The sequence below is a fragment of the Planococcus lenghuensis genome (assembly GCF_001999905.1).
GTDB lineage: Bacteria > Bacillota > Bacilli > Bacillales_A > Planococcaceae > Indiicoccus > Indiicoccus lenghuensis.
The window spans coordinates 2,861,747-2,882,526 of record NZ_CP019640.1 but is presented as its reverse complement, the minus strand read 5'-3'; the positions used below and the strand labels follow the sequence as shown (position 1 = coordinate 2,882,526).

The window sequence follows — 20,780 nt, the reverse complement described above, 5'->3', positions numbered from 1 at the left end:
TTTCTCTGAATCAAGGAATGGACCAATAAAAGGGTGGCCTGATGCGCAGACAAGGGGAGATGAAGTTATGACGATTGATAAGCTGGTAATTGCCATAGTCGGACTGGGCTATGTAGGACTTCCTGTTGCGGTTGCTTTTGCCCGGAAGTTCCCGGTTATCGGATTTGATTTGGATGAAAGAAGAATTAGTAGTTTGAAGGAAGGGATTGACCATACGGGGGAAATCAGCCGAGAGGAGTTGCGGGCTGCCGGCATTGATTTCACTTCTGACCCTTCATCTATTCAAAAAGCTGGCTTTATTATCGTGGCAGTTCCGACACCGATCGACGCAAGCAATCAGCCAGACTTATCTCTTCTCATAAAAGCCAGTGAGATGATCGGGCAGCATATGAGGAAAGGAGCTGTTGTCGTTTATGAATCGACAGTTTATCCGGGGGCTACAGAAGAAAAATGTGTTCCGGTTCTGGAGCGGTATTCAGGACTCGAAGCAGGAAAAGAGTTCTTTGTCGGTTATTCACCGGAGCGGATAAACCCTGGAGATAAAACCCATACGTTTACGAAAATCAAAAAAGTGGTTTCCGGACAAAATGAAGAAGTGTGCGAATTTATTGCTTCTGTCTATGGGACTGTAATTGAAGGCGGAATCTTCAAGGCATCTTCTATCCGGGTAGCTGAAGCGGCAAAAGTCATTGAGAACACGCAACGTGACGTCAATATTGCATTGATGAATGAATTGGCGCTGATCTGCAATCGGTTGAATATCGATACAAATGATGTGTTGGAAACAGCAGCAACAAAATGGAACTTCCTGAAATTCACCCCGGGACTTGTGGGAGGACACTGCATCGGGGTGGACCCGTACTATTTGACACATAAAGCGCAAGCGGTTGGCCATCACCCGGAAGTGATTCTAGCCGGGCGACGGATTAATGATGGGATTGGCCGATACATTGCGAGGGCAGTCGTCAAAAAACTGATTCAACGTAATCTGCCTGTGCAGGGTACTCGCGTCACAGTCCTGGGCCTTACGTTCAAAGAAGATGTTCCGGATTTGCGGAATTCAAAAGTGGTGGACATCATTCAAGAACTGCAAGAGTACGGAGTCGAGGTCCAAGTGACAGACGCAGTTTCAAAGACAGAAGATGCTGAACGGCAATATGGCTTGATGCTAACGGCAGAGCAAGACTTATTACCAGCTTCAGCGGTGATTTTGGCGGTGCCACATAAATGCTATAAGGAAGCTGGATGGATGCAATTCAATCGTCTTCTGGATAATCAGGAAGGACTTATTGTAGATGTAAAATGTGTACTAAAGAGACACGAAAAGCCCGAGAAGATGGAATTATGGAGACTTTAAGAGGAGGTCCTTGGATAAATGGGGAAGGGTGAAATCATAGGATCAAAAATAATCCATGGAGTGACAGTGCCACGCAGTCTCGATTTGATGGACGGACAGCTACGTTACCTGAAAGAGAAAGGATTCGACGTGAAGGCGCTCTGTTCACCGGGCGACCATGCAGAATTTTACAGAGCTTCAGAACAAGTCGACATTTTAAAAATAGAAATGGAGCGGGAAATTTCCCCATTCAAGGATTCCCTTTCCCTGTACCATGCCATCCAATTGCTTCATCAAGAAAAACCGGCGATCGTGAACGCCGGGACTCCCAAAGCAGGACTGATTCTCACAATGGCGGCTAAAATATGTGGTGTCCCAATTCGAATCTATACAGTAAGGGGACTGCGATTGGAAACAACAGAAGGTGTAAAACGATTGTTATTACTTAATGCCGAACGAACAGCAGCAAAGGCAGCGACCCATGTAATTGCTGTTTCTGAGAGCATCAAGAACCAACTCATCGATCTTGATATCGCAGAGGAGAGAAAGATCCATGTATTAGGAAGAGGCAGCAGCAATGGTTTCGCCATATCCAAATTTGAAAGAACAGAACAGTCCCGTGTCTGGGCAGAAGAAAAACGCAGAGAGATAGGCCTGTCTAAGGACAATTTGGTTCTTGGGTATGTAGGCCGTATGACGAAGGACAAAGGAGTCGATGAGTTGGTAAGTATATTCGTCCAACTGCGGCAGGAAGTTCCCAAACTAAAACTTTTGCTGATTGGAGATTTTGAGGAGGCAGACTCTGTAGAAGAGACGACAAAAGATATAATTCAAAACCACCGGGATATCATACATTTCGACTACCAACCAGAACCAGTCCCGTATTTTCACTTAATGGATGTATTCGTCTTGCTGTCAAAGCGAGAGGGATTCAGCAATGTGCTTATAGAAGCGACACTATCAGGAGTCCCTCCTGTAGCAGCTGCCGTAACCGGGACGACAGACACAATCATCGATGGGAAAACCGGTTATCTTACTAAAGCTGGAGATTTAGAAGATGTGAAAGCGAAAGTTCGCCGACTTCTCATGGATTCTGATCAGCGCCAGCAGTTTGCAGTCCAAGGTAAAGTGTGGGCAGAAGAGAACTTCAGTAACGGAGCCGTCTGGTCAGCAATGTATGATTTTTATCAGACAACTCTTCAGAGGATCGAACTCCAACCCGATGAGCAATATGCGCATAATGCTGTCCGATTCGGCAGGCAACGGTAAAAAACCGGTAGTTATCTAATCCGAGATGAAGGGGAGATCGGAAAATGAAAGTACTTGTAACAGGAGGACTAGGCTATATCGGAAGTCATACTGTCACAGAGCTATGCAGAAACGGAATAGATAGTGTAGTTCTAGATTGCGTGAATGATTGGCAGGAAAAATTAGTAAAGCTGGAAAGGGCCTGTGATGCACCAGTCCGGTATGTGCATTGTAATTTGCTGGATATCTATTCACTCCGATCAGTCTTCAGGCAATACCAATTCGATGCGGTCATTCACTTCGCAGGATTGAAGGCGGTCGGCGAATCCGTCAAGGAACCACTTAAATACTATGAACATAACCTCGGTATGACCATCAATTTGCTCAAAGTGATGGATGAGATGAACGTGAAAAAACTGATTTTCAGCAGTTCTGCTACCGTGTATGGAAATAATAGCAAGCCGCCAATTCGGGAAACAGAGCCTACCAGTGTTTTAAATCCATATGGCCGGACAAAATTAATGATTGAAGAAATGCTGGAGGATTTGTATGGAGCAGATTCTACTTGGCGAATTGGTGTGCTGCGTTATTTCAATCCGGTTGGTGCCCATGAATCCGGATTGATCGGTGAAAATCCTCAAGGCACACCGAACAATTTGATGCCATTTCTTACGCAAGTGGCAAGTGGTGAACGCTCTGAATTAAGTATTTTCGGAGGGGATTATGAGACAAAAGACGGCACTGGGGTCCGTGATTTCATCCATATCATGGATTTGGCAGATGGGCACGTTAAGATGCTCAGCTATTTGACAAACCACGCTGGCAAACACACATTCAACCTTGGAACAGGTAAGGGATATTCTGTTCTTGATATGGTGACTATTTTCGAACAGGTAAATAACGTGCGGGTTCCGTATAAAGTCACTTCGAGGCGCCCGGGAGACACTGCAGTATGTTATGCAGATCCTTCTAAAGCAGAGAAAGTGCTGAACTGGAAAGCGATTAGAGGAATCCGGGAGATGTGCATCGACGCTTGGCGCTGGGAAAAAGAAATGAAAAGACAAAAAACATTCTTTTTGGAGAGGCTGCCTGATTTCGTGAGAAGTGAATAACTTGTCATTGCTTTTTCATTCATCAATCGAGAAAAGGAGTCCCGTATGAGCAGGTGGATATAGTGAATAAGCTTAGGGTGAGAGAATGGTGTATGTAACAGAGAATTGGTATGGCGATAGAGAACGAGAAATACCACAACACTAATCTTAAATTGGTAAAGCACTAAAATCCTGCTCGCACGTGAGAGACCAAGTTAGGTGGGGTGGAAAATGAAATTGCGGAATGAGGACTATTGGGAGAATCAGAATTTCAGGGAACGGGAACGTGTTATCTACTTCGGAAACATGAATCGCTCTTATGAAGTGATGAAGTATGCGATAGAGCGGACACTTATTTTCATTGGACTGCCATTGATCCTGCTGATCATTTTGATTGCAGGTATCGCCATTAAGCTTGAGAGCAAAGGAAGCGTATTCTATTCACAGCAACGCTTAGGGATGCAAGGACAAGTGTTTACGATCTATAAACTTCGTTCCATGGTCTCAGATGCAGAGAAGGAAGGGGCAAAATGGGCAGAAAAGGATGATTGCAGAGTTACAGAAGTCGGCAAATTCATTCGGAAGACAAGAATTGATGAACTTCCACAATTGCTGAATATTTTAAAGGGCGATATGTCCCTCATCGGACCACGTCCGGAGCGTCCGGAACTCACTGAAGAGTTTCGTAGAGAACTTCCAGATTTCGTCGAGCGGCTTCGAGTGAGGCCGGGTATTACCGGATTAGCTCAAATCAATGGTGGATACGATTTATCTCCAGAACAAAAACTTATGTACGATTTATTTTACATTAGAAATCAAAATCTATTTTTCGATTTGAAAATACTTTATAAGACTTGGAAAATTATCTTCACAGGAAGTGGAGCCAGATGATAGGAGCAGAGAAGATGAAAGTATTGGTGACAGGAGCAGCAGGTTTTATCGGATACAGCATGTCTGAAAAACTATTGAATTCGGGACATGAAGTCGTAGGTATCGATAACATAAACGATTACTATGACGTTCACTTAAAGGAAGCAAGGCTTGAAAAACTGACAGCCCACAAGGATTTTTCATTTATCGAGCTAGATTTGGAGAACGGCGCAGAGTTAAGCAGGATTTTAAAGCAGACCGGCATCAAAAAAGTCATCCATTTAGCTGCCCAAGCAGGTGTGCGGTACAGTCTTGAAAACCCTCAGGCTTATATCAATTCAAATATCAATGGGTTCCTGAACGTGCTGGAAGCTTGCCGACGACATAAAATTGACCATCTCATCTACGCATCATCAAGCTCAGTTTATGGAGCGAATCGTCAATTGCCATTTTCTGTGCATGATAACGTCGATCACCCGCTCAGTTTATACGCAGCGACAAAGAAAGCAAATGAATTGATGGCACATACATATAGCAGTTTATATGGATTGCCGACAACAGGACTCCGGTTCTTTACTGTATATGGGCCTTGGGGCAGGCCGGATATGGCATTGTTTAAATTCACGAAAAGCATCCTTGAAGAGGAACCAATTGAGATTTATAACAACGGCAATATGCTAAGGGACTTCACGTATATCGACGATATTACAGAATCCATTTTCCGTCTCCTCCACAAACCGGCGGAATCAAACCCGAAATGGGATGGTATGCAGCCAGATCCAGGGACCAGCTATGCGCCTTATAAAGTGTATAACATTGGTAATAATAATCCGGTTAATTTAATGGAGTTTATCCACGCAATAGAAGAGGCAACCGGCAAAACTGCAATCAAACAATTCTTACCACTCCAAGCGGGCGACGTACCTGAAACTTATGCGGATGTGGAGGATTTATACCGTGATATCAACTTTCGGCCATCGACGGAGATTCGGACGGGGATCAGAAAGTTCATTGAGTGGTATACGGATTACTATGAATTAAGGAATTTATCGTGTGATAAGCAAAACGAAGTTAAACTGTCAGAAAAGAGCTAAGAAAAGCATTTAAGTAGAGAGGAGCGGTGTTCAGTGGCTTTTAAGTTTCTATTCCGCTTAGATGATATTGCACCGAATATGAACTGGACGAATTATGAAAAGCTTAAAGAAGTTTTTGTTTATTATGGCATTAAACCTCTTTTAGGCGTTATTCCTGATAATCAGGACTTAGAACTTAAAGGACATCCTGGGATCGATCCCGTAATTTTCTGGGAGGAGATCCGGGACAGACAAAAAGCCGGATGGGAAGTGGCAGTGCATGGATATCAACATTTATACGCCACTAATGAATCAGGCATTATCGGACTGCAGGCAAGAAGCGAATTCGCCGGGTTGTCTTATAACCAGCAGCTGGATAAGCTGAAGAAGGCTACGCAAATTTTTAGAGAAAACAAAGTTGAATATATCACATTTATGGCACCCTCTCACTCTTTCGATAGTAATACAATCCGGGCATTGCGGAGAGTCGGGATCTGTTCAGTTACAGACGGTTTTGGACTATCAGCATATAGAAGAAATAAGATGTTATTTGTTCCTCAACTTTTTGCGAAACCCAAGAAATTACCCCTGGGCACGTATACCTTTTGTCTTCATCTGAACACGATGACAGCGGAAGACATTGTCCAAGTAGAGCGATTTTTAGAAGAGAATGTAGCAGACGCTACAACATTCAGTGGAGTTATACAAGAAGAGAGGTTTAATCCTATGGCGAGTATAAATCATCTTTTATTAAAAACCACCTTTAAAGGAATCCGGAAAGCTCGGGAATTCCGTACTGGCCATTTGGCGGCGGTGCAGAAAAAACAGCAAAAGATCAGAAGTAGAGTTAATTAACTCAAGGAAGGAGGAAGGAATATGGGAGAGATTCTGACTGGCCAACGGCATTTTATAAATACTGCGTTTTTGGCCGTACCGCTGCTGCTAGTCTTTCTATACTGGTATACCGGAATTGCGGCTTTATACTTTGCCGGCGCAGCGTTACTAGTTATTATTTTTCTTTCTAAAAGCGACATCATTGCCTTCTGCATGTTATTTGCTCTGTTGCCGCTGGAAAACATGCTCCGAATGGAAGGTGCTCCATTCAGTATTGTTTCAGTCGTCATCGTCCTCCTATTCCTCAAGTTGTTCATTCAGCGGAAATTTAAGCTTGATCTTGTGATGTTTATGATGATTGTTTTCATGGTCTTCTTCCTAGGATTGCATACGTTAGTATATAGCCGATTATTTGATCTTGATAACCTGCGTTTTTTTGTAAATATCGTCTATATTAGCTCTTTGTTTCTTGTTTATAAACGAACACTCACTTTGAAAGCACTGATTATTACGAAATACTTCATTTTTGGCACAGCGCTTCTTTTATTATTTTCACTGATTTATACAATTTTCACACTCCAGATTGACTTGCTGGCATCAAGGCTCTATGGATTAAGAGAAGATCCGAATTACATTGCGGTCATGTTCTCGATTGCAACAGGCCTATGTCTAATTAATTTGCACCAAAAGCGAATGAATCCGATTTTATGCAATATACTCATGTTGTTTTTCATGGCGGGTGTCTTGCTGACGCAATCAAGAGGCGGACTTTTGGCTTTCACACCAAACTTTTTCTGTTATGCATATCTTATGCTGAAAGTAGATAAGCGGCAGGTAGTAGTATCAGCGGTAGTCACCTTGTTCCTTGTCTATGTTACCAATCAGAATAGAGTATTTGTAGATTCAGTATTTGAAAATTTGACTGGTCGTATTGATAACGCAGATAGCGACGGAGGAAGTGGAAGACTCGATATTTGGATGGCCTATCTCCATCTTTACTCACAGGATATCGGACAGCTCTTGCTTGGTCCTCATGAAAATGTCTATCCAAAACAAGGGAGTGGCGTGATTGTCGCACATAATTTGGTCTTAGGAGCGATTGCGCAAAGCGGAGGAATCAATTTAATTTTTATTGGGATTGCTTTTGTGAATCTAGCAAAAATCATTAAAGATGTGAGTGGCGTATATGGAATTTACATGATCGGTTTACTGCCTATCGTCATTATGGGAGCAGGTTACTTTTTTCTGGATGCAGTTTTCATCAACGTATTCATCTATGCATTTGTGCTGTCATTGATGATTATATACTTACGCCCAGAGCTTCAGATGAAAAGGGATTCAAGAGAAGAGGTGCTGCGTTTTGACAAGAGTACTCTTATTGGGGAGCAATGAACGGGCTGGACTGGCTGTTTGCAGATCACTGGGAAGAAAAGGGGTTTTTATTGATATTGTTCAGATGGGGACAAAAACAAGCGCAGAGAAATCAATGTATGTAAAGAATGTTTTTACCATCGGCAACCCTAGACAGAGTGCTCGGAAATTTATGAATGAGCTTTGCCGACTGCTGCACGATATCGATTACGATCTCTTGATTCCTATTGATGACGCCGGGTGTCAAATTTGTTCAGTATTTAGAAAACAAATTGAAAAAAACGTGATTATAGCATTGCCTCCCGGAGAAACAGCAATTTACGCACATAACAAAGAAAAGCTATTGGAACTCAGCGGGGAACTTGGGATTCCTTTTCCAGCATATAAAACCGTTCATTCAGAAGAGGATCTTATCCGGTGTAAGGATATTCCATACCCAGTTTATGTGAAGCCAGTGTCCAGTGCTCTAATCCAGGAAGATACTATTTTGAACTTCACGGTGAAAAAGGTGAGTGGCGAGGAAGAAATGATAAGATTCTGCAAGGAGATTTTGCCGGTTTCACCTATAATGATCCAAGAGACATGCGAAGGAACCGGAGCCGGTCTGTACTTGTTAGCAAAAGACGGGGAAATCCTTTCTGTTACTCAGCAAAACAGGTTACATGAGCCCCGTGACGGAGGGGGTAGCAGTTATCGATGCACTGTACCGGTTGATCCGCTATTACAAGAATACACGGAAAAACTGATCCGGCGAATCAATTGGACAGGTGTCGCGATGGTGGAATTTAAGGGGGATCCGCTAACAGACAATTGGGCAATCATGGAGATAAACGGGCGGTTTTGGGGATCTCTCCCGCTGACAATTTCTTCAGGTTTAGATTATCCGTTCTGGCTCTATCAATTATATCGAAATGATCTGATGGCAGAAACTCTCCGATTACCTACTCTCCATATTCGGCAGCGTAATCTAAAGAAAGATCTGGCTTGGTTGGTAAGAGAACTAAGAAATGAATCTGGAAAACTCCGAGTGATGAGCGAGTGGCTGACGGATTTTAAGTATCTTTTAACAGGTCAGGAAAAATTGGACGTTGAAGACTGGCGGGATATCAAACCAGCCCTCTATGAATGGACATCTTACAAAAAACAATTTTTACCAAGAAGGAAAATTGATTAATATTAAAAGGAAATCCGGCAGACAGGGCAAGTGATTTCTTGGCACATTAGTGATATTGCGATAGCCGCTCATTTGATATTCAAGGAGGTGTCAGTATGCAAAGAGTCCTTTTCGTAGCAACGATAGATCAACATATCAGGCATTTCCACTTACCTTTTTTGGAATGGTTTAAGGAGCGTGATTATGAAGTACACGTTGCCAGCAATGGACAGGAACACTTTGCGTCTGTTGATGAAAAATTCGATATCCCGTTTGAGAAATCCCCATTCAAACTGAAAAATATATTCGCTTTAAAAGAATTGAAGAACTTAATCGATACAAATAATTATTCCATTATCCATTGCCATACTCCCATGGGAGGGGCTGTCGCTAGGCTGGCATCCAGGGAAGCGCGTACTAAAGGAACAAAAGTGATATATACGGCTCATGGATTCCATTATTATAGAGGGGCTCCATTGATCAATTGGTTGCTCTATTATCCAGCGGAGCGCTGGCTAGCCAAGTACACGGATACCTTAGTAACGATAAACAAAGAAGATTATGAAAGAGCGATAGACAGGAACTTCAGAGCTAACAGAATCGAGCATGTGCGGGGAGTAGGCGTCGATTTGGAAAAGTACAGCCCCCGGACGCTGAACATGAAAAAAAAGCTGAGGCGAGAGTATGGATATAAAGAAGAGGATTTCATTTTAATATATGCCGGAGAACTCAGTTACCGAAAACATCAAGATCTATTGTTAAAAACGATTTCTCTGCTGAAAGAGAAAGTTCCGGGCGTAAAGTTATTACTGGTTGGAACTGGAGATTTACTGGAACAGTATAAGAAACAGGCAGAAGAACTCGGTGTTAACGAGTCAGTGGATTTCTTAGGTTACAGGAGGGATGTTGCTGAACTTATGTGCATGGCGGATGTTGCTGTTTCTTCCTCAAGGCAAGAAGGCCTCCCAGTGAATATACTGGAAGCTATGGCGACAGGGCTGCCACTTGTAGTCACTGATTGCCGAGGAAACCGCGATCTAGTGTCAAGAGGTGAAAACGGCTTCGTAGTGGGAGTAAAGGATTACTCAGGTTTCGCAAATTCGTTAAATAGCTTATACAAATATCCAGAACTAAGAAAAACATTCAGTGATCGGAATATTGAGTTAGCAAAAGCTTACGGGATCGGTTTAGCACTAAAAGATATGCAAAAAATCTATTTAAGTTCTCTGGAAGGCAGGCTTACGTTAAAGGGGAATCTTGCTAACAGGTATAAAAGAGTTAACAGCAATTAAGAAAACTTTTTTAGTCTCTATTCCATGTTAAGTTATTCTCCATCTATTCCATCGAGGTGAAATATGAAACCTTCTATTTCGGTCATTATTCCAGTCTACAATCGAGAGGTCATAGTCAAGACAGCTTTGGATTCTTTAGTAAGCCAAACGTTCAAAGACTTTGAAGCAGTCATTATTGATGATGGCAGTACAGACCAAACAGCTGAGACGATAGCAAGCTATAACTGCTCTAATTTCAGATACATTTATCAGGAGAATGTTGGAGTTGCAGCGGCCCGAAATAAAGGGATAGCAGAAGCAAAAGGAGATTTCGTCTGTTTTTTAGACTCTGACGATTATTATGAACCCGCGTTTCTCGAAAAGATGTACAAAGAATTGACAGACCGTAAAAACGATGTTTGTTATTGTGGGTATTATAATGTAACGCCATTACGGCGAATAAAGTCAAAAACGACGTTCAGAAAAGGAGATGTATTCCTGGATTATTTACTGGGAAATGTGGATGTCCACACGACGGCCTATATGGTGAGAAGAGATTTCTTGGAAAAGAACAAATTGAAATTTACAGAGGGCGTATCGTGGGGAGAGGACGTTGAGTTCTTTGCCCAAGTGGTAAGTAAGACAGTAAAGGTTACTTGTGTAAAAGAGCATTTAACGAATTACACTATATTTGAAGACAGAGAAAAACTATCAGCTTTTACGATGGATAAAATCGATAAAGAGATAAATTTTATTAATCGGTTGCTGGAGAAAGAAGAATTTAGCCGAAACTTGAAAGCGCGAAAAGCATTATTAAACTATCGATTATCTGCTTTAATTACCTATCGGTTATTAAAAGCGATTTCACTAGGAGGGATTGAACAAGAGGTATTGGAATATTATATGAAGTACAAGAAAGAAATTCATCGTATCTCTTTAAACAATAAGCTTCGGAGTGTAAAACTGAATATAAATAAGTTGCTTCTTTTATACCGACTATCAAAGATTTCAAATCAAGGAATTTCATTAGGTAGGGGGAAGTCAGAGTAGGAATAGGAGTTGAAGATTTAAATGGTATATGGTCATTAAAAACCCTCTGGTGGACTCCATTTAATGGAGTCCACCAGAGGGTTAGAATGTTCCTATTCCAATTCTAAATGACTCTTTAATACCGATTGAACTTCTTCAAGTTCCCGCTCATTCATCATGTAATACCAAACACCATCAATCGTCTGTCCCTGTCCCTGATCAAACGAAAGTTGATCGATTTCCTGAACAGCGCCGCGGTAATTTTGCTGCACTTCAACCATCTCGTTAAAGGTCATATTCGTTCTTACATTATCGCCAAGGGCATTAAAGATGTCTTTGTAATTCGTTAAACTGTTCACTGACATTCCTTTTTTCATAACGCCTTGGATAACTTGTTTCTGGCGATCCTGTCGGCCAAAGTCACCACGCGGATCTTCTTTACGCATCCGTACATAAGCAAGTGCTTCCTCGCCGTTCAAGTGTACTTCTCCTGCAGGGAACTCATCAAAGGCAAGTGAATTGTTTACGTTGACGCCATTCACAGCATCAACAATATCCTTAAATCCTTCCATGTTCACCTGTACAACATAGTCAATTGGAATATCGAGTAAGTTCTCAACCGTCGCCATCGACATTTCGATACCACCGAAAGCATAGGCATGGTTAATCTTATCCATCGTTCCATAGCCGATGATTTCCGTGTACGTATCCCGTGGAATGGAAACCATTTTCATGGACTGTGTCTCAGGATTGATCGTCGCGACAATCATCGTATCTGAACGGCCGCGGTCATTTTCGCGTTCGTCAACACCAAGCATCAATACAGAGAAGGGGTCCTGGTCTTCCAGTTCTACTTTTTCGACACGCATATCGGATACTTCGCGCTCAATTGGTGCATGAATTTCATCTAACGTAGAAGAAAAGCTGTTGTAGACAGAAAACAGATATAAGCCTACGCCAATCGCAAGAATTCCTAAAATCCCGACAATCCAGGGCCATTTTTTCTTCTTTACCGTTGCCCTGCGTTCACTTCGTTTCATGTGGTTCCTCCATTACTGTGCGACAAAATAGTCGATCAGTTCAGTCGCCCATACGCGGGCACCCTCATTGTTCGGACTGGCGCTATCAGTCAAAAATTCCTTAAGTGCTTCATCATCGGTCGCCGGCCAGGCGTCCCAATGATTAATATACCCGTATTCGTGAAGTGAAGCAAACTCTTTTAACGCATCGACTTGGGTCAAATAATAATTCGCGCCGAACAGCGGCTGCGGGGGATGAAGAATAAGTTCAGCATCCGGTGTGACTTCCTGCACTTGTCCGAAAAATTTCTGGATTGCAGCCCTTTCGTCCTCAATCGCCACTACTCCGTTATTCTTCAGCGTAAATGGTTCAAGTAATACAACGTCATAGCCGGAAGAAAGATCCACGAACTGATCAGAAAATGTCTGGGAAGTCCCGCCGAATGAAATGACTTTCACTTCCAAGAGATCTCCGTATGCTTCCTCGAGTGCATCTTTCAGTCTCGCTGCATAGCCTGGTTCGCCATCCAGCATTGTGTTAGATCCGGTAATCAGGAACTGAATCGATTCACCGGCCTCTTGACGGGCAGTGAAAAGCTGTTGCACTGACTCGTCCATGTTTGCAGTCAATGAATCCCATTCCGATCCAGCGCTTGCAACTTCACCATCAGGCAATGTTTCCTCAGTTTCTTTTACTGCTGTTTCCGTTACTTCAGGTACTGGCAGCGCGTCTGTTAAATCAATCTTATTCTTATATGTAATATAGCTGACAGTTAAAACGGTCAGACAGCACAACACAAGCAAGGCTGTGCCCATGGAACGCAATTTCATACCAAACTCCTTTCTTTTTCCAAACGATTTATGATAAAGATAGCATAATTCAGTCAAATAGCCTATATGACTTTTCAAAAAAATCCCGATTTCGTCTCGAATTATCTGCTATACTGTTGTAAGCTATTGTAAAAGCCCAGTTAAAGGAGATAAGCAACAGATGGAAGAAACAATCAGTTTGCAGGATATTTTTAAAACCGTAAAGAAACGGTTAGGTCTTATTGCATTAACCACTATTTTAGCGATTACCATTGCTGGCATCGTGTCATTCCTGATTCTCACACCGATATATCAAGTCTCCTCTCAAATCCTCGTGAATCAGGAAAACACGGAAACGGCCACCGTAAGCAATCAGGACATCCAGGCGAACTTACAATTGATCAATACATACAGTGTGATCATTAAAAGTCCGGCTATTCTGAATCAAGTGATTGAACAGTTAGACTTGGAAATTAATGCTGCACAACTCAGCGATCAAATCACCGTAGCAACTGCTCAGAACTCACAAGTCGTGAATCTGACTGTACAAGATTCCGATCCGGCACTCGCGGTTGAAATTGCCAATACGATTACAGAAGTATTTGAAGAAGACATCCGCGAAATCATGAATGTAAATAACGTTACGATATTAACGCCGGCTGTTTTCACAGATGAGTTATCTCCAGTCGAACCGAATCCACTGCTCAATATGGCGATTGCGGGTGTGATCGGTCTTATGATCGGCGTAGGGATTGCCTTCTTACTGGAGTACTTGGATACATCACTGAAAAATGAACAAGATATCGAAGACGTATTGAATCTTCCGGTACTCGGCCTCATCAGTCCCATTCCAGATAAAGAAATGGTTACCGTAGACGTACCGACCCGGAGAAGGAGAGGCTAGACACCATGGCAAAGACAACAAAAAAAGGGCTACAGCAAGTAGCCCGGAAACTGATTGCAAACTCGAATCCAAAGTCTTATGTGTCCGAACAGTACCGGACCGTCCGGACAAACATCTCTTTTTCTTCAGCAGACAAAGAAGTGAGCACATTGCTGGTCACTTCCGCAGTACCAGGGGAAGGGAAGTCAACCACTTCCGCCAATTTAGCCGTGGTGTTTGCACAGTCTGGAAAACGTGTGCTGCTTGTTGATGGAGATATGCGGAAGCCGACTTCCCATTATACGTTCCACGTTAATAACGCAATCGGCTTATCAAACCTTTTAACAAGACAGGCGAATATGGAAGATGCAATCCGGCGAACGAACATCGAGAACCTAGATCTTATTACAAGCGGACCCATTCCGCCAAATCCGGCAGAACTTCTGGCTTCCCGGACGATGGATGCAGTGTTACAGGAATTGCTCAGCGGATACGACCTCGTCATTTTTGATGCACCTCCTGTCCTGTCAGTGACAGATGCACAAATTCTCGCAAATAAATGCGAAGGGACAATTCTTGTCGTGAACTCAGGCGCTACAGAAAAAGAGAATGCGCTAAAGGCGAAAGAAGCGATCCAGAAGACAAATGGTCGAATCCTCGGCACAGTGTTAAATAATTTTAAATTTGAAAAAGAGAATGGGTATTACCAATACTACGGAACGGCAGAGTAAGAAAGGTCTTCCTTTCTGCTCTGCTTCTTTTAGGGGGGGCATGTTGAATGCTGGATATGCATAGTCACATACTATATGGAGTAGATGATGGACCCACAACAAAGACAGAATCACTCCATTTGATTGAGCAAGCCGTAAATGCAGGAGTTACAGATATCATTGCTACGTCTCATGCGTTTCATCCGCAATTCCATGTTCAAGCTACTACTATTAGAGAACAAATTGCAGAGTTGTCGACAGAACTCCAAGATCGACAAATTCCGCTAAAACTCCATACGGGTCAGGAATTGAGGCTGAAGGATGTACTTACAGACAAAATTGCAGAAGGAGAAGCATTGACGCTTGCTGGGTCGAGGTATGTGCTGATCGAGCTTCCGTCCAACACCGTGCCGGCGTATACTATTCCAGTTATTCAGCAGCTTCTCGGTATGAACTTAATACCGATCATTGCGCACCCCGAACGGAATAAGGCTATTGCAGAAAAACCGAACAGACTTTATCGGCTCATCACGAATGGTGCACTTGGGCAGATCACAGCGGGGAGTCTTGCAGGACATTTCGGGCGAGCAATACAAAAAACAGCAATGCAATTGGTCGAAGCTAATCTTGTTCATACATATGGATCAGATGTACATAATATAAAAACCCGTCCGGCTTTGTTTAATGAAGGACTTGATCATTTGGAAAAAAGAAAAAAACACGAGGTTATTGATATTCTCCTGGAAAATAATGATCGAATAATACGGAATGAGTTCCTGATTCAATTGGAACCAGAAGAAATAAGTGATTCTAAATGGTGGAGAGTACTTAAGTAATAGACAAGAAAGGCCATCTTCGACAAAATGTGCTAATGATTTATATCTTTAGTAATACTATAATTGGGATAAAAGTTAGTGTTTTTTTGTTAAAATAATAATTAACACTTTTTACATATTGAAAGAAGGCGAATATACTTGTCATTGAAAAATCGTTTATCTCTCTTGATTGGATTGGATTCCCTCATTGTTTTCTTTTCAATCTTTCTAGGTTATTATCTTTTACACCCTTGGACCAATCCACTGGAAAGCAGGGTATTGCTTGTAAGTGCAATCACAATATTTGTAGGGCATCACATCTTTGCTACATACTATGGGCTGTATCGAAAAGTTTGGGAATATGCATCTGTTGGTGAATTAGCGTTAATTTTTAAAACAGTCACATGGTCTATTGCAACAGTGGCGGCAATGCAACTGATCGCCGTCAACGATATTCTGCTTCGTGCCCTCGCAATTACCTGGATGCTTCATGTAATACTTATTGGCGGATCTCGCTTATCATGGCGTTTTTTCCGTGATAACAAAGTACAAAAAGAACAATATGAGACAAAACGAACACTCATCATAGGTGCCGGCAAGGCGGGAACACTAGTCGGTCGACAACTTCTTGGTAACCCGAGGTCGGGCCTAAAGCCGATTGCCTTTCTCGATGACGATTCCCGGAAACACGGACTGGAAGTATTCGGTGTCCGGGTATTGGCCGGTACGGATATCATTGCAGACACCGTAAGGGATAACGAAATCGAGCATATTATCATCGCCATCCCGTCCATGAGCAAACAAGGAATGGCAGAGCTCATCAAACGCTGTGTCGATACGGGAATCCGTACTCAGACGATTCCTGTAATTGAAGATATTATGACAGGTAAAGTATCTGTTACAGATATCCAAGATGTAAGAATCGAAGACTTACTCGGTCGGGAAGAAGTCGAGCTTGACATGAACAAAATCGCGGTTCAGCTTTCCGGTAAAACAATTTTGGTGACAGGGGCCGGCGGATCCATCGGTTCGGAGCTATCCCGGCAAGTAGCTCGTTTTGGCCCAAAGCAACTGATTTTACTCGGACATGGAGAGAACTCCATCTATACGATTCATATGGAATTGCAGAAAAAAATCGGAGATAATACGGAGCTCATTCCTGTAATTGCGGATATTCAAGACCGAGATCGTATTCTGAAAGTCATGCAACAGTATCGACCGGATGTAGTATACCATGCCGCAGCGCATAAACATGTCCCATTAATGGAAATCAATCCAATTGAAGCCGTGAAGAACAATATTTACGGCACACGCAACGTGGCAGAAGCTGCTCATTTTGCTAGCGTCTCAAATTTCGTCATGATCTCAACAGATAAGGCCGTAAACCCGCCGAACGTCATGGGTGCCTCGAAACGGGTAGCGGAAATGATTGTCCAGAACTTGGCGAAGGAAAGCGATACAAAATTCGCAGCTGTCCGGTTCGGGAACGTCCTTGGCTCACGAGGCAGTGTGGTGCCCTTATTCAAGAAGCAGATTGCAGCAGGCGGACCGGTAACCGTGACGGATTCTGAAATGACCCGTTATTTCATGACTATCCCAGAAGCTTCACGTCTTGTCATCCAAGCGGGGACACTTGCGGCAGGTGGGGAAGTTTTCGTACTTGATATGGGTGAACCAGTTAAAATAGTAGATCTTGCCAAGAACCTCATTCGCTTAAGTGGTTACTCAGAAGATGAGATCATGATCCAGTTTACCGGCATCCGAACAGGTGAGAAGATGTTTGAGGAATTGTTGAATGAAAACGAGATTCAGAAAGAGAAAGTGTTCCCGAAAATTTATATCGGAAAAGCTAATCCGATTAGTCAGCACGAATTGTTATATGTGTTAGAGAAGATCCCTCAACTAGGTGATAGTGAAATCAAAGAATTGCTAGTTGGGTTGGCAAATAGGAAGAATGTAGATACAGATGGGGTTTCAGTACCAACGCTCTTAATGACAAGTCAACAGCAGCGAGAGCCAGCTCAAGCGACGAAATGACCATACACACAGCCCTGAAATTGGATGTGTGTTTTCCTATAATATTGATGAAAGGGAGGCCACTTTTATGACCGTAATGAAGACAATGAACCGAATCTACCTTTCATCTCCTCATATGAGCGATGAAGGTTACGAAATGGAATATGTAAAAGAAGCATTTGATACGAACTGGATTGCGCCGCTCGGAATGAATGTAAATGGATTCGAAAAGGAACTCGCTTTGAAAGTAGGAACAAAAGCGGCTGCCGCTTTATCCTCTGGAACAGCGGCACTTCATCTTGCATTAAAGGCAGCAGGCGTAGGCGCAGGAGATATTGTATTTTGCCAGTCACTCACGTTTTCGGCCACTGCTAACCCAATCATTTATCAAAATGCGATTCCGGTTTTCATCGATAGCGATTATGAAACATGGAATATGTGCCCAGAAGCGCTCGAAGAAGCCTTTATCAAATACCCAGAAGTGAAAGCGGTAATTGTTGTTCACCTGTATGGATTATCAGCAGATTTAGATAGAATCATGGGAATTTGCAAGAGATATAATGTCACTTTAATTGAAGATGCAGCCGAAAGTCTTGGTACAACTTATAAAGGAAAACAGACAGGGACTTTTGGTGACTACGGTATCTACTCTTTTAACGGCAATAAAATTATCACGACGTCTGGTGGAGGAATGCTGATTTCTAATGATGAAGAACGAATTGCAAAGGCACGATTCTGGGCAATGCAGAGTCGCGACCCAGCACCTCATTACCAGCACAGTGAACTGGGTTATAATTACCGGATGAGTAACGTGGTAGCTGGAATTGGTAGAGGTCAGTTAAAAGTACTAGATCAGCGGGTTGAGAAGAAACGGGCAATCTTTGAATTTTACCAGCAGGAACTTAGTCATCTTGAGGGGCTCTCATTCATGCCAACCAATGAATGGAACAGACCGAACTATTGGTTAAGTACTTTGACGTTGAAAGGTAAAGTACAGCCGATTGATGTAATGAACGCATTAGAAACAGAGAATATTGAGTCCCGTCCAATCTGGAAACCGATGCATAAGCAGCCTTATTTTGAGAGGTATGACTTCGTTGGTTCTAATGTTTCAGAGAGATTGTTTGAGACTGGGGTTTGTTTGCCGAGTGATACAAAGGTTAAGGATGAGGAGTTGGGGAGAGTTGTTAAGATAATTCGAGGGTTGTGGAAGTAATGGATTCTACAAAGAAGATGAAATTTTTCATTAAACGAGTTATTGATTTGTTTGGTAGTGGTATAGGATTAATTCTTTTGTCTCCGATTCTTATTATTGTAATTATTCTTATGAAAATTTTTATGCCTGGTCCGATTTTTTTTAAACAAAAAAGAGTTGGAAAAAACCAGGTAGAATTTAATATCTTGAAGTTTCGTACAATGAAAGTAAATAAAGAAGCAGAGTCCAAATTAGATTTTTCTAAGGATAAGGATCGTTTAACAAAGCTCGGAAAGTTGCTAAGGCGAAGTAAGGTTGATGAATTACCTCAACTTTTGAATGTGTTCCTTGGCGATATGAGTTTGGTTGGCCCGAGACCAACTATTATGAAACAGGTATTAGAATATACCCCGCATCAATTGAAGCGTATAAATGTAAAACCAGGCATGACAGGATTAGCGCAAATTAATGGGAATATAACTCTGCCCTGGGAACAAAGAATAGAGTATGACATAGAATATGTCAGAAATTTTTCATTGTTTTTAGACTTTAAAATCCTTACTAAAACTCTCGCCATAGTATCTATGGGAGAAGAGAAATTTAAAAAAGAAAAAGTTATGAATAATACAGATTAACTATATAAGTTCACTAGTGTTGCATTAATTTATCTGGAACATTAGAAATTCATCAAATCTTCGAAAATCAGTTAAATCCAATAGAAAAAGTCCTTCATAATGGAAAGCACAGGTAGTTCCTGTCCAAATCCACTAAAAAGGACTCACGCATGGACAAGAATACTAAAAAAACGGCATTTGGTAAATGGGTTTACCCCATAAATTTTGAGAAATTCAACGAAATTGTGAAGAATCATCGACAGGATCGCTATACAAAAAAACTGACGACGCAGGCGTACCTGCTTTTGATGTTGCATGCCCAATTAATGAAAGCGGACAGCCTTCATGCGCTGGAAGCTGCTTTGGCCAATACTGACCTCCAACGGGCTGCCGGCGTTCAATCCATCAGTGTTTCCCAGCTGTCGAGAAAAAATAACGGCTTGGACCCAGTGATTCTTTCGAATCTCTTCCTACAGCTTGTGAGCCGAATCAAAGGAAAGAAGATGCCATCCCCCAACGGGATGCCCTTGAAAGTCATCGACTCTTCCACGCTTCCCCTGAACGTCAATCACTTTAAGTGGGCGAAGTTCCGGAAGACCAAATCGGGTGTCAAACTGCATTTGCGTCTGGTATTCGATGAAAAGGGAACCCATTACCCGGACAAGGAAATCATCACGAACGCCAAGGAATCCGACCGCAACCAGCTGGAAGTGCTCGTTGACGACAAGGAAGCCATGTATGTCTTCGACCGGGGCTATATGGATTACGTCCGCTTTGACACGTTTACAGACGACGGCCTCTTTTTTGTCAGCCGGCTGAAGAAAAATTCCGTCGTACGTCCGGTAGAAAAATTCGCACTTCCGTCTGTTGTGATGCCATTTCAGATACGATGGCTTTTATCGGAAACGCCACAAACTGTACGGAAAACGTCTTTCGGATTGTGGTCATACCGGATGGCAAAGGCGGAGAGTTGCGCCTCGTCACCAACCGTTTCGACTTGTCTGCAGCGGAAATCAGTGACATCTACCGGTCACGGTGGGCCATCGAATTGTTCTTCAAATGGCTCAAGCAGCACGTGAAGATCAAGCATTTCTACGGACAAAGCGAAAATGCCGTAAAAAATCAGATCTACCTCGCCTTGATCGCCTACTGCCTGAACGTACTGATCCAGCTGGAAACAGAAAGCAAAAAGTCAATTCTGGCCATCACGCGCCTGTTAACGGCGAAGCTCTGGAAGAATGCCAGGGACTGGCTTCGCCGGATTGAAGGAACATCGGTTCCGTAAAACGAATGGTCGGTCACCGTTTTCCTGGGCTATTTGTATAAAATTACCAAGTGGATAGTGCTACCTTTATTCAGGCGTGTTCTTTTTTGGCGAAAATGATTCAAAATATTTCGATTGATTGTTCTTCTACTTTTATGCAACACTAGTGATATAAGTT

At 42.6% G+C, this 20,780-nt stretch carries 18 protein-coding genes and 1 pseudogene; 17 read left to right on the top strand and 2 right to left on the bottom strand.

Going from position 1 to position 20,780, the window contains the following annotated elements; all coding sequences use genetic code 11:
* The first annotated feature begins 67 nt into the window (after window positions 1–67).
* The 10 genes from B0X71_RS14680 to B0X71_RS14635 all read left to right on the top strand — a co-directional run bounded on the left by B0X71_RS14680 (window position 68) and on the right by B0X71_RS14635 (window position 11,297).
* Complete coding sequence (locus tag B0X71_RS14680; protein ID WP_077590121.1) at window positions 68–1,357, top strand: nucleotide sugar dehydrogenase; 1,290 nt, start codon at window positions 68–70, stop codon at window positions 1,355–1,357.
* Between the two features lie 18 nt (window positions 1,358–1,375).
* Window positions 1,376–2,605, top strand: coding sequence for a glycosyltransferase family 4 protein (locus B0X71_RS14675; protein ID WP_077590120.1), 1,230 nt, complete (start codon window positions 1,376–1,378; stop codon window positions 2,603–2,605).
* A gap of 44 nt (window positions 2,606–2,649) precedes the next feature.
* Window positions 2,650–3,696, top strand: a complete 1,047-nt coding sequence (galE, locus tag B0X71_RS14670) for a UDP-glucose 4-epimerase GalE (protein ID WP_077590119.1) — start codon at window positions 2,650–2,652, stop codon at window positions 3,694–3,696.
* Window positions 3,697–3,906: 210 nt separating this feature from the next.
* Window positions 3,907–4,566 carry a sugar transferase gene (locus B0X71_RS14665; RefSeq protein WP_077590118.1) on the top strand — a complete coding sequence of 220 codons (660 nt, stop codon included), beginning with the start codon at window positions 3,907–3,909 and terminating at the stop codon, window positions 4,564–4,566.
* 14 nt (window positions 4,567–4,580) lie between these two features.
* The gene (locus tag B0X71_RS14660; protein ID WP_077591019.1) at window positions 4,581–5,639 is read left to right on the top strand and encodes an NAD-dependent epimerase; all 1,059 of its coding nucleotides are present in this window, start codon (window positions 4,581–4,583) and stop codon (window positions 5,637–5,639) included.
* Window positions 5,640–5,672: 33 nt separating this feature from the next.
* Window positions 5,673–6,473, top strand: a complete 801-nt coding sequence (locus B0X71_RS14655; RefSeq protein ID WP_077590117.1) for a DUF2334 domain-containing protein — start codon at window positions 5,673–5,675, stop codon at window positions 6,471–6,473.
* 21 nt (window positions 6,474–6,494) lie between these two features.
* The gene (locus tag B0X71_RS14650) at window positions 6,495–7,844 is read left to right on the top strand and encodes an O-antigen ligase family protein (protein ID WP_077590116.1); all 1,350 of its coding nucleotides are present in this window, start codon (window positions 6,495–6,497) and stop codon (window positions 7,842–7,844) included.
* Entirely contained in the window at window positions 7,831–8,997 is a 1,167-nt protein-coding gene (locus B0X71_RS14645) for a carboxylate--amine ligase (RefSeq protein ID WP_077590115.1), read from the top strand. The genes B0X71_RS14650 and B0X71_RS14645 overlap by 14 nt, the downstream gene beginning before the upstream one ends.
* Window positions 8,998–9,092: 95 nt before the next feature.
* A complete protein-coding gene (locus B0X71_RS14640) occupies window positions 9,093–10,268 on the top strand; it encodes a glycosyltransferase family 4 protein (RefSeq protein WP_077590114.1) in 1,176 nt (391 codons plus the stop codon).
* 63 nt (window positions 10,269–10,331) lie between these two features.
* Complete coding sequence (locus B0X71_RS14635; protein WP_077590113.1) at window positions 10,332–11,297, top strand: glycosyltransferase family 2 protein; 966 nt, start codon at window positions 10,332–10,334, stop codon at window positions 11,295–11,297.
* Window positions 11,298–11,389: 92 nt separating this feature from the next.
* Here B0X71_RS14635 and B0X71_RS14630 read toward each other — a convergent pair whose 3' ends face one another.
* Window positions 11,390–12,316: an LCP family glycopolymer transferase gene (locus B0X71_RS14630; protein WP_077590112.1), complete on the bottom strand. Its 927-nt coding sequence runs from the start codon at window positions 12,314–12,316 to the stop codon at window positions 11,390–11,392.
* Between the two features lie 12 nt (window positions 12,317–12,328).
* A complete protein-coding gene (locus tag B0X71_RS14625) occupies window positions 12,329–13,126 on the bottom strand; it encodes an SGNH/GDSL hydrolase family protein (RefSeq protein WP_077590111.1) in 798 nt (265 codons plus the stop codon).
* 160 nt (window positions 13,127–13,286) lie between these two features.
* Between B0X71_RS14625 and B0X71_RS14620 the strand changes: the two genes are divergently transcribed.
* The 7 genes and pseudogenes from B0X71_RS14620 to B0X71_RS14590 all read left to right on the top strand — a co-directional run bounded on the left by B0X71_RS14620 (window position 13,287) and on the right by B0X71_RS14590 (window position 20,623).
* Window positions 13,287–14,009, top strand: coding sequence for a YveK family protein (locus tag B0X71_RS14620; RefSeq protein WP_077590110.1), 723 nt, complete (start codon window positions 13,287–13,289; stop codon window positions 14,007–14,009).
* Between the two features lie 5 nt (window positions 14,010–14,014).
* Window positions 14,015–14,719, top strand: coding sequence for a CpsD/CapB family tyrosine-protein kinase (locus B0X71_RS14615; protein WP_077590109.1), 705 nt, complete (start codon window positions 14,015–14,017; stop codon window positions 14,717–14,719).
* Window positions 14,720–14,766: 47 nt separating this feature from the next.
* Window positions 14,767–15,534, top strand: a complete 768-nt coding sequence (locus tag B0X71_RS14610; protein ID WP_077590108.1) for a tyrosine-protein phosphatase — start codon at window positions 14,767–14,769, stop codon at window positions 15,532–15,534.
* A gap of 138 nt (window positions 15,535–15,672) precedes the next feature.
* Window positions 15,673–17,550: a polysaccharide biosynthesis protein gene (locus B0X71_RS14605; RefSeq protein ID WP_077590107.1), complete on the top strand. Its 1,878-nt coding sequence runs from the start codon at window positions 15,673–15,675 to the stop codon at window positions 17,548–17,550.
* Window positions 17,551–17,617: 67 nt separating this feature from the next.
* Window positions 17,618–18,745, top strand: coding sequence for a DegT/DnrJ/EryC1/StrS family aminotransferase (locus B0X71_RS14600; RefSeq protein ID WP_077590106.1), 1,128 nt, complete (start codon window positions 17,618–17,620; stop codon window positions 18,743–18,745).
* On the top strand, window positions 18,745–19,359 hold the full coding sequence (locus tag B0X71_RS14595) for a sugar transferase (protein ID WP_198038622.1): 615 nt from the start codon (window positions 18,745–18,747) through the stop codon (window positions 19,357–19,359). Before B0X71_RS14600 ends, B0X71_RS14595 begins: the two co-directional genes overlap by 1 nt.
* 149 nt (window positions 19,360–19,508) lie before the next feature.
* Window positions 19,509–20,623, top strand: a pseudogene (locus B0X71_RS14590) (IS4 family transposase).
* Window positions 20,624–20,780: the final 157 nt, after the last annotated feature.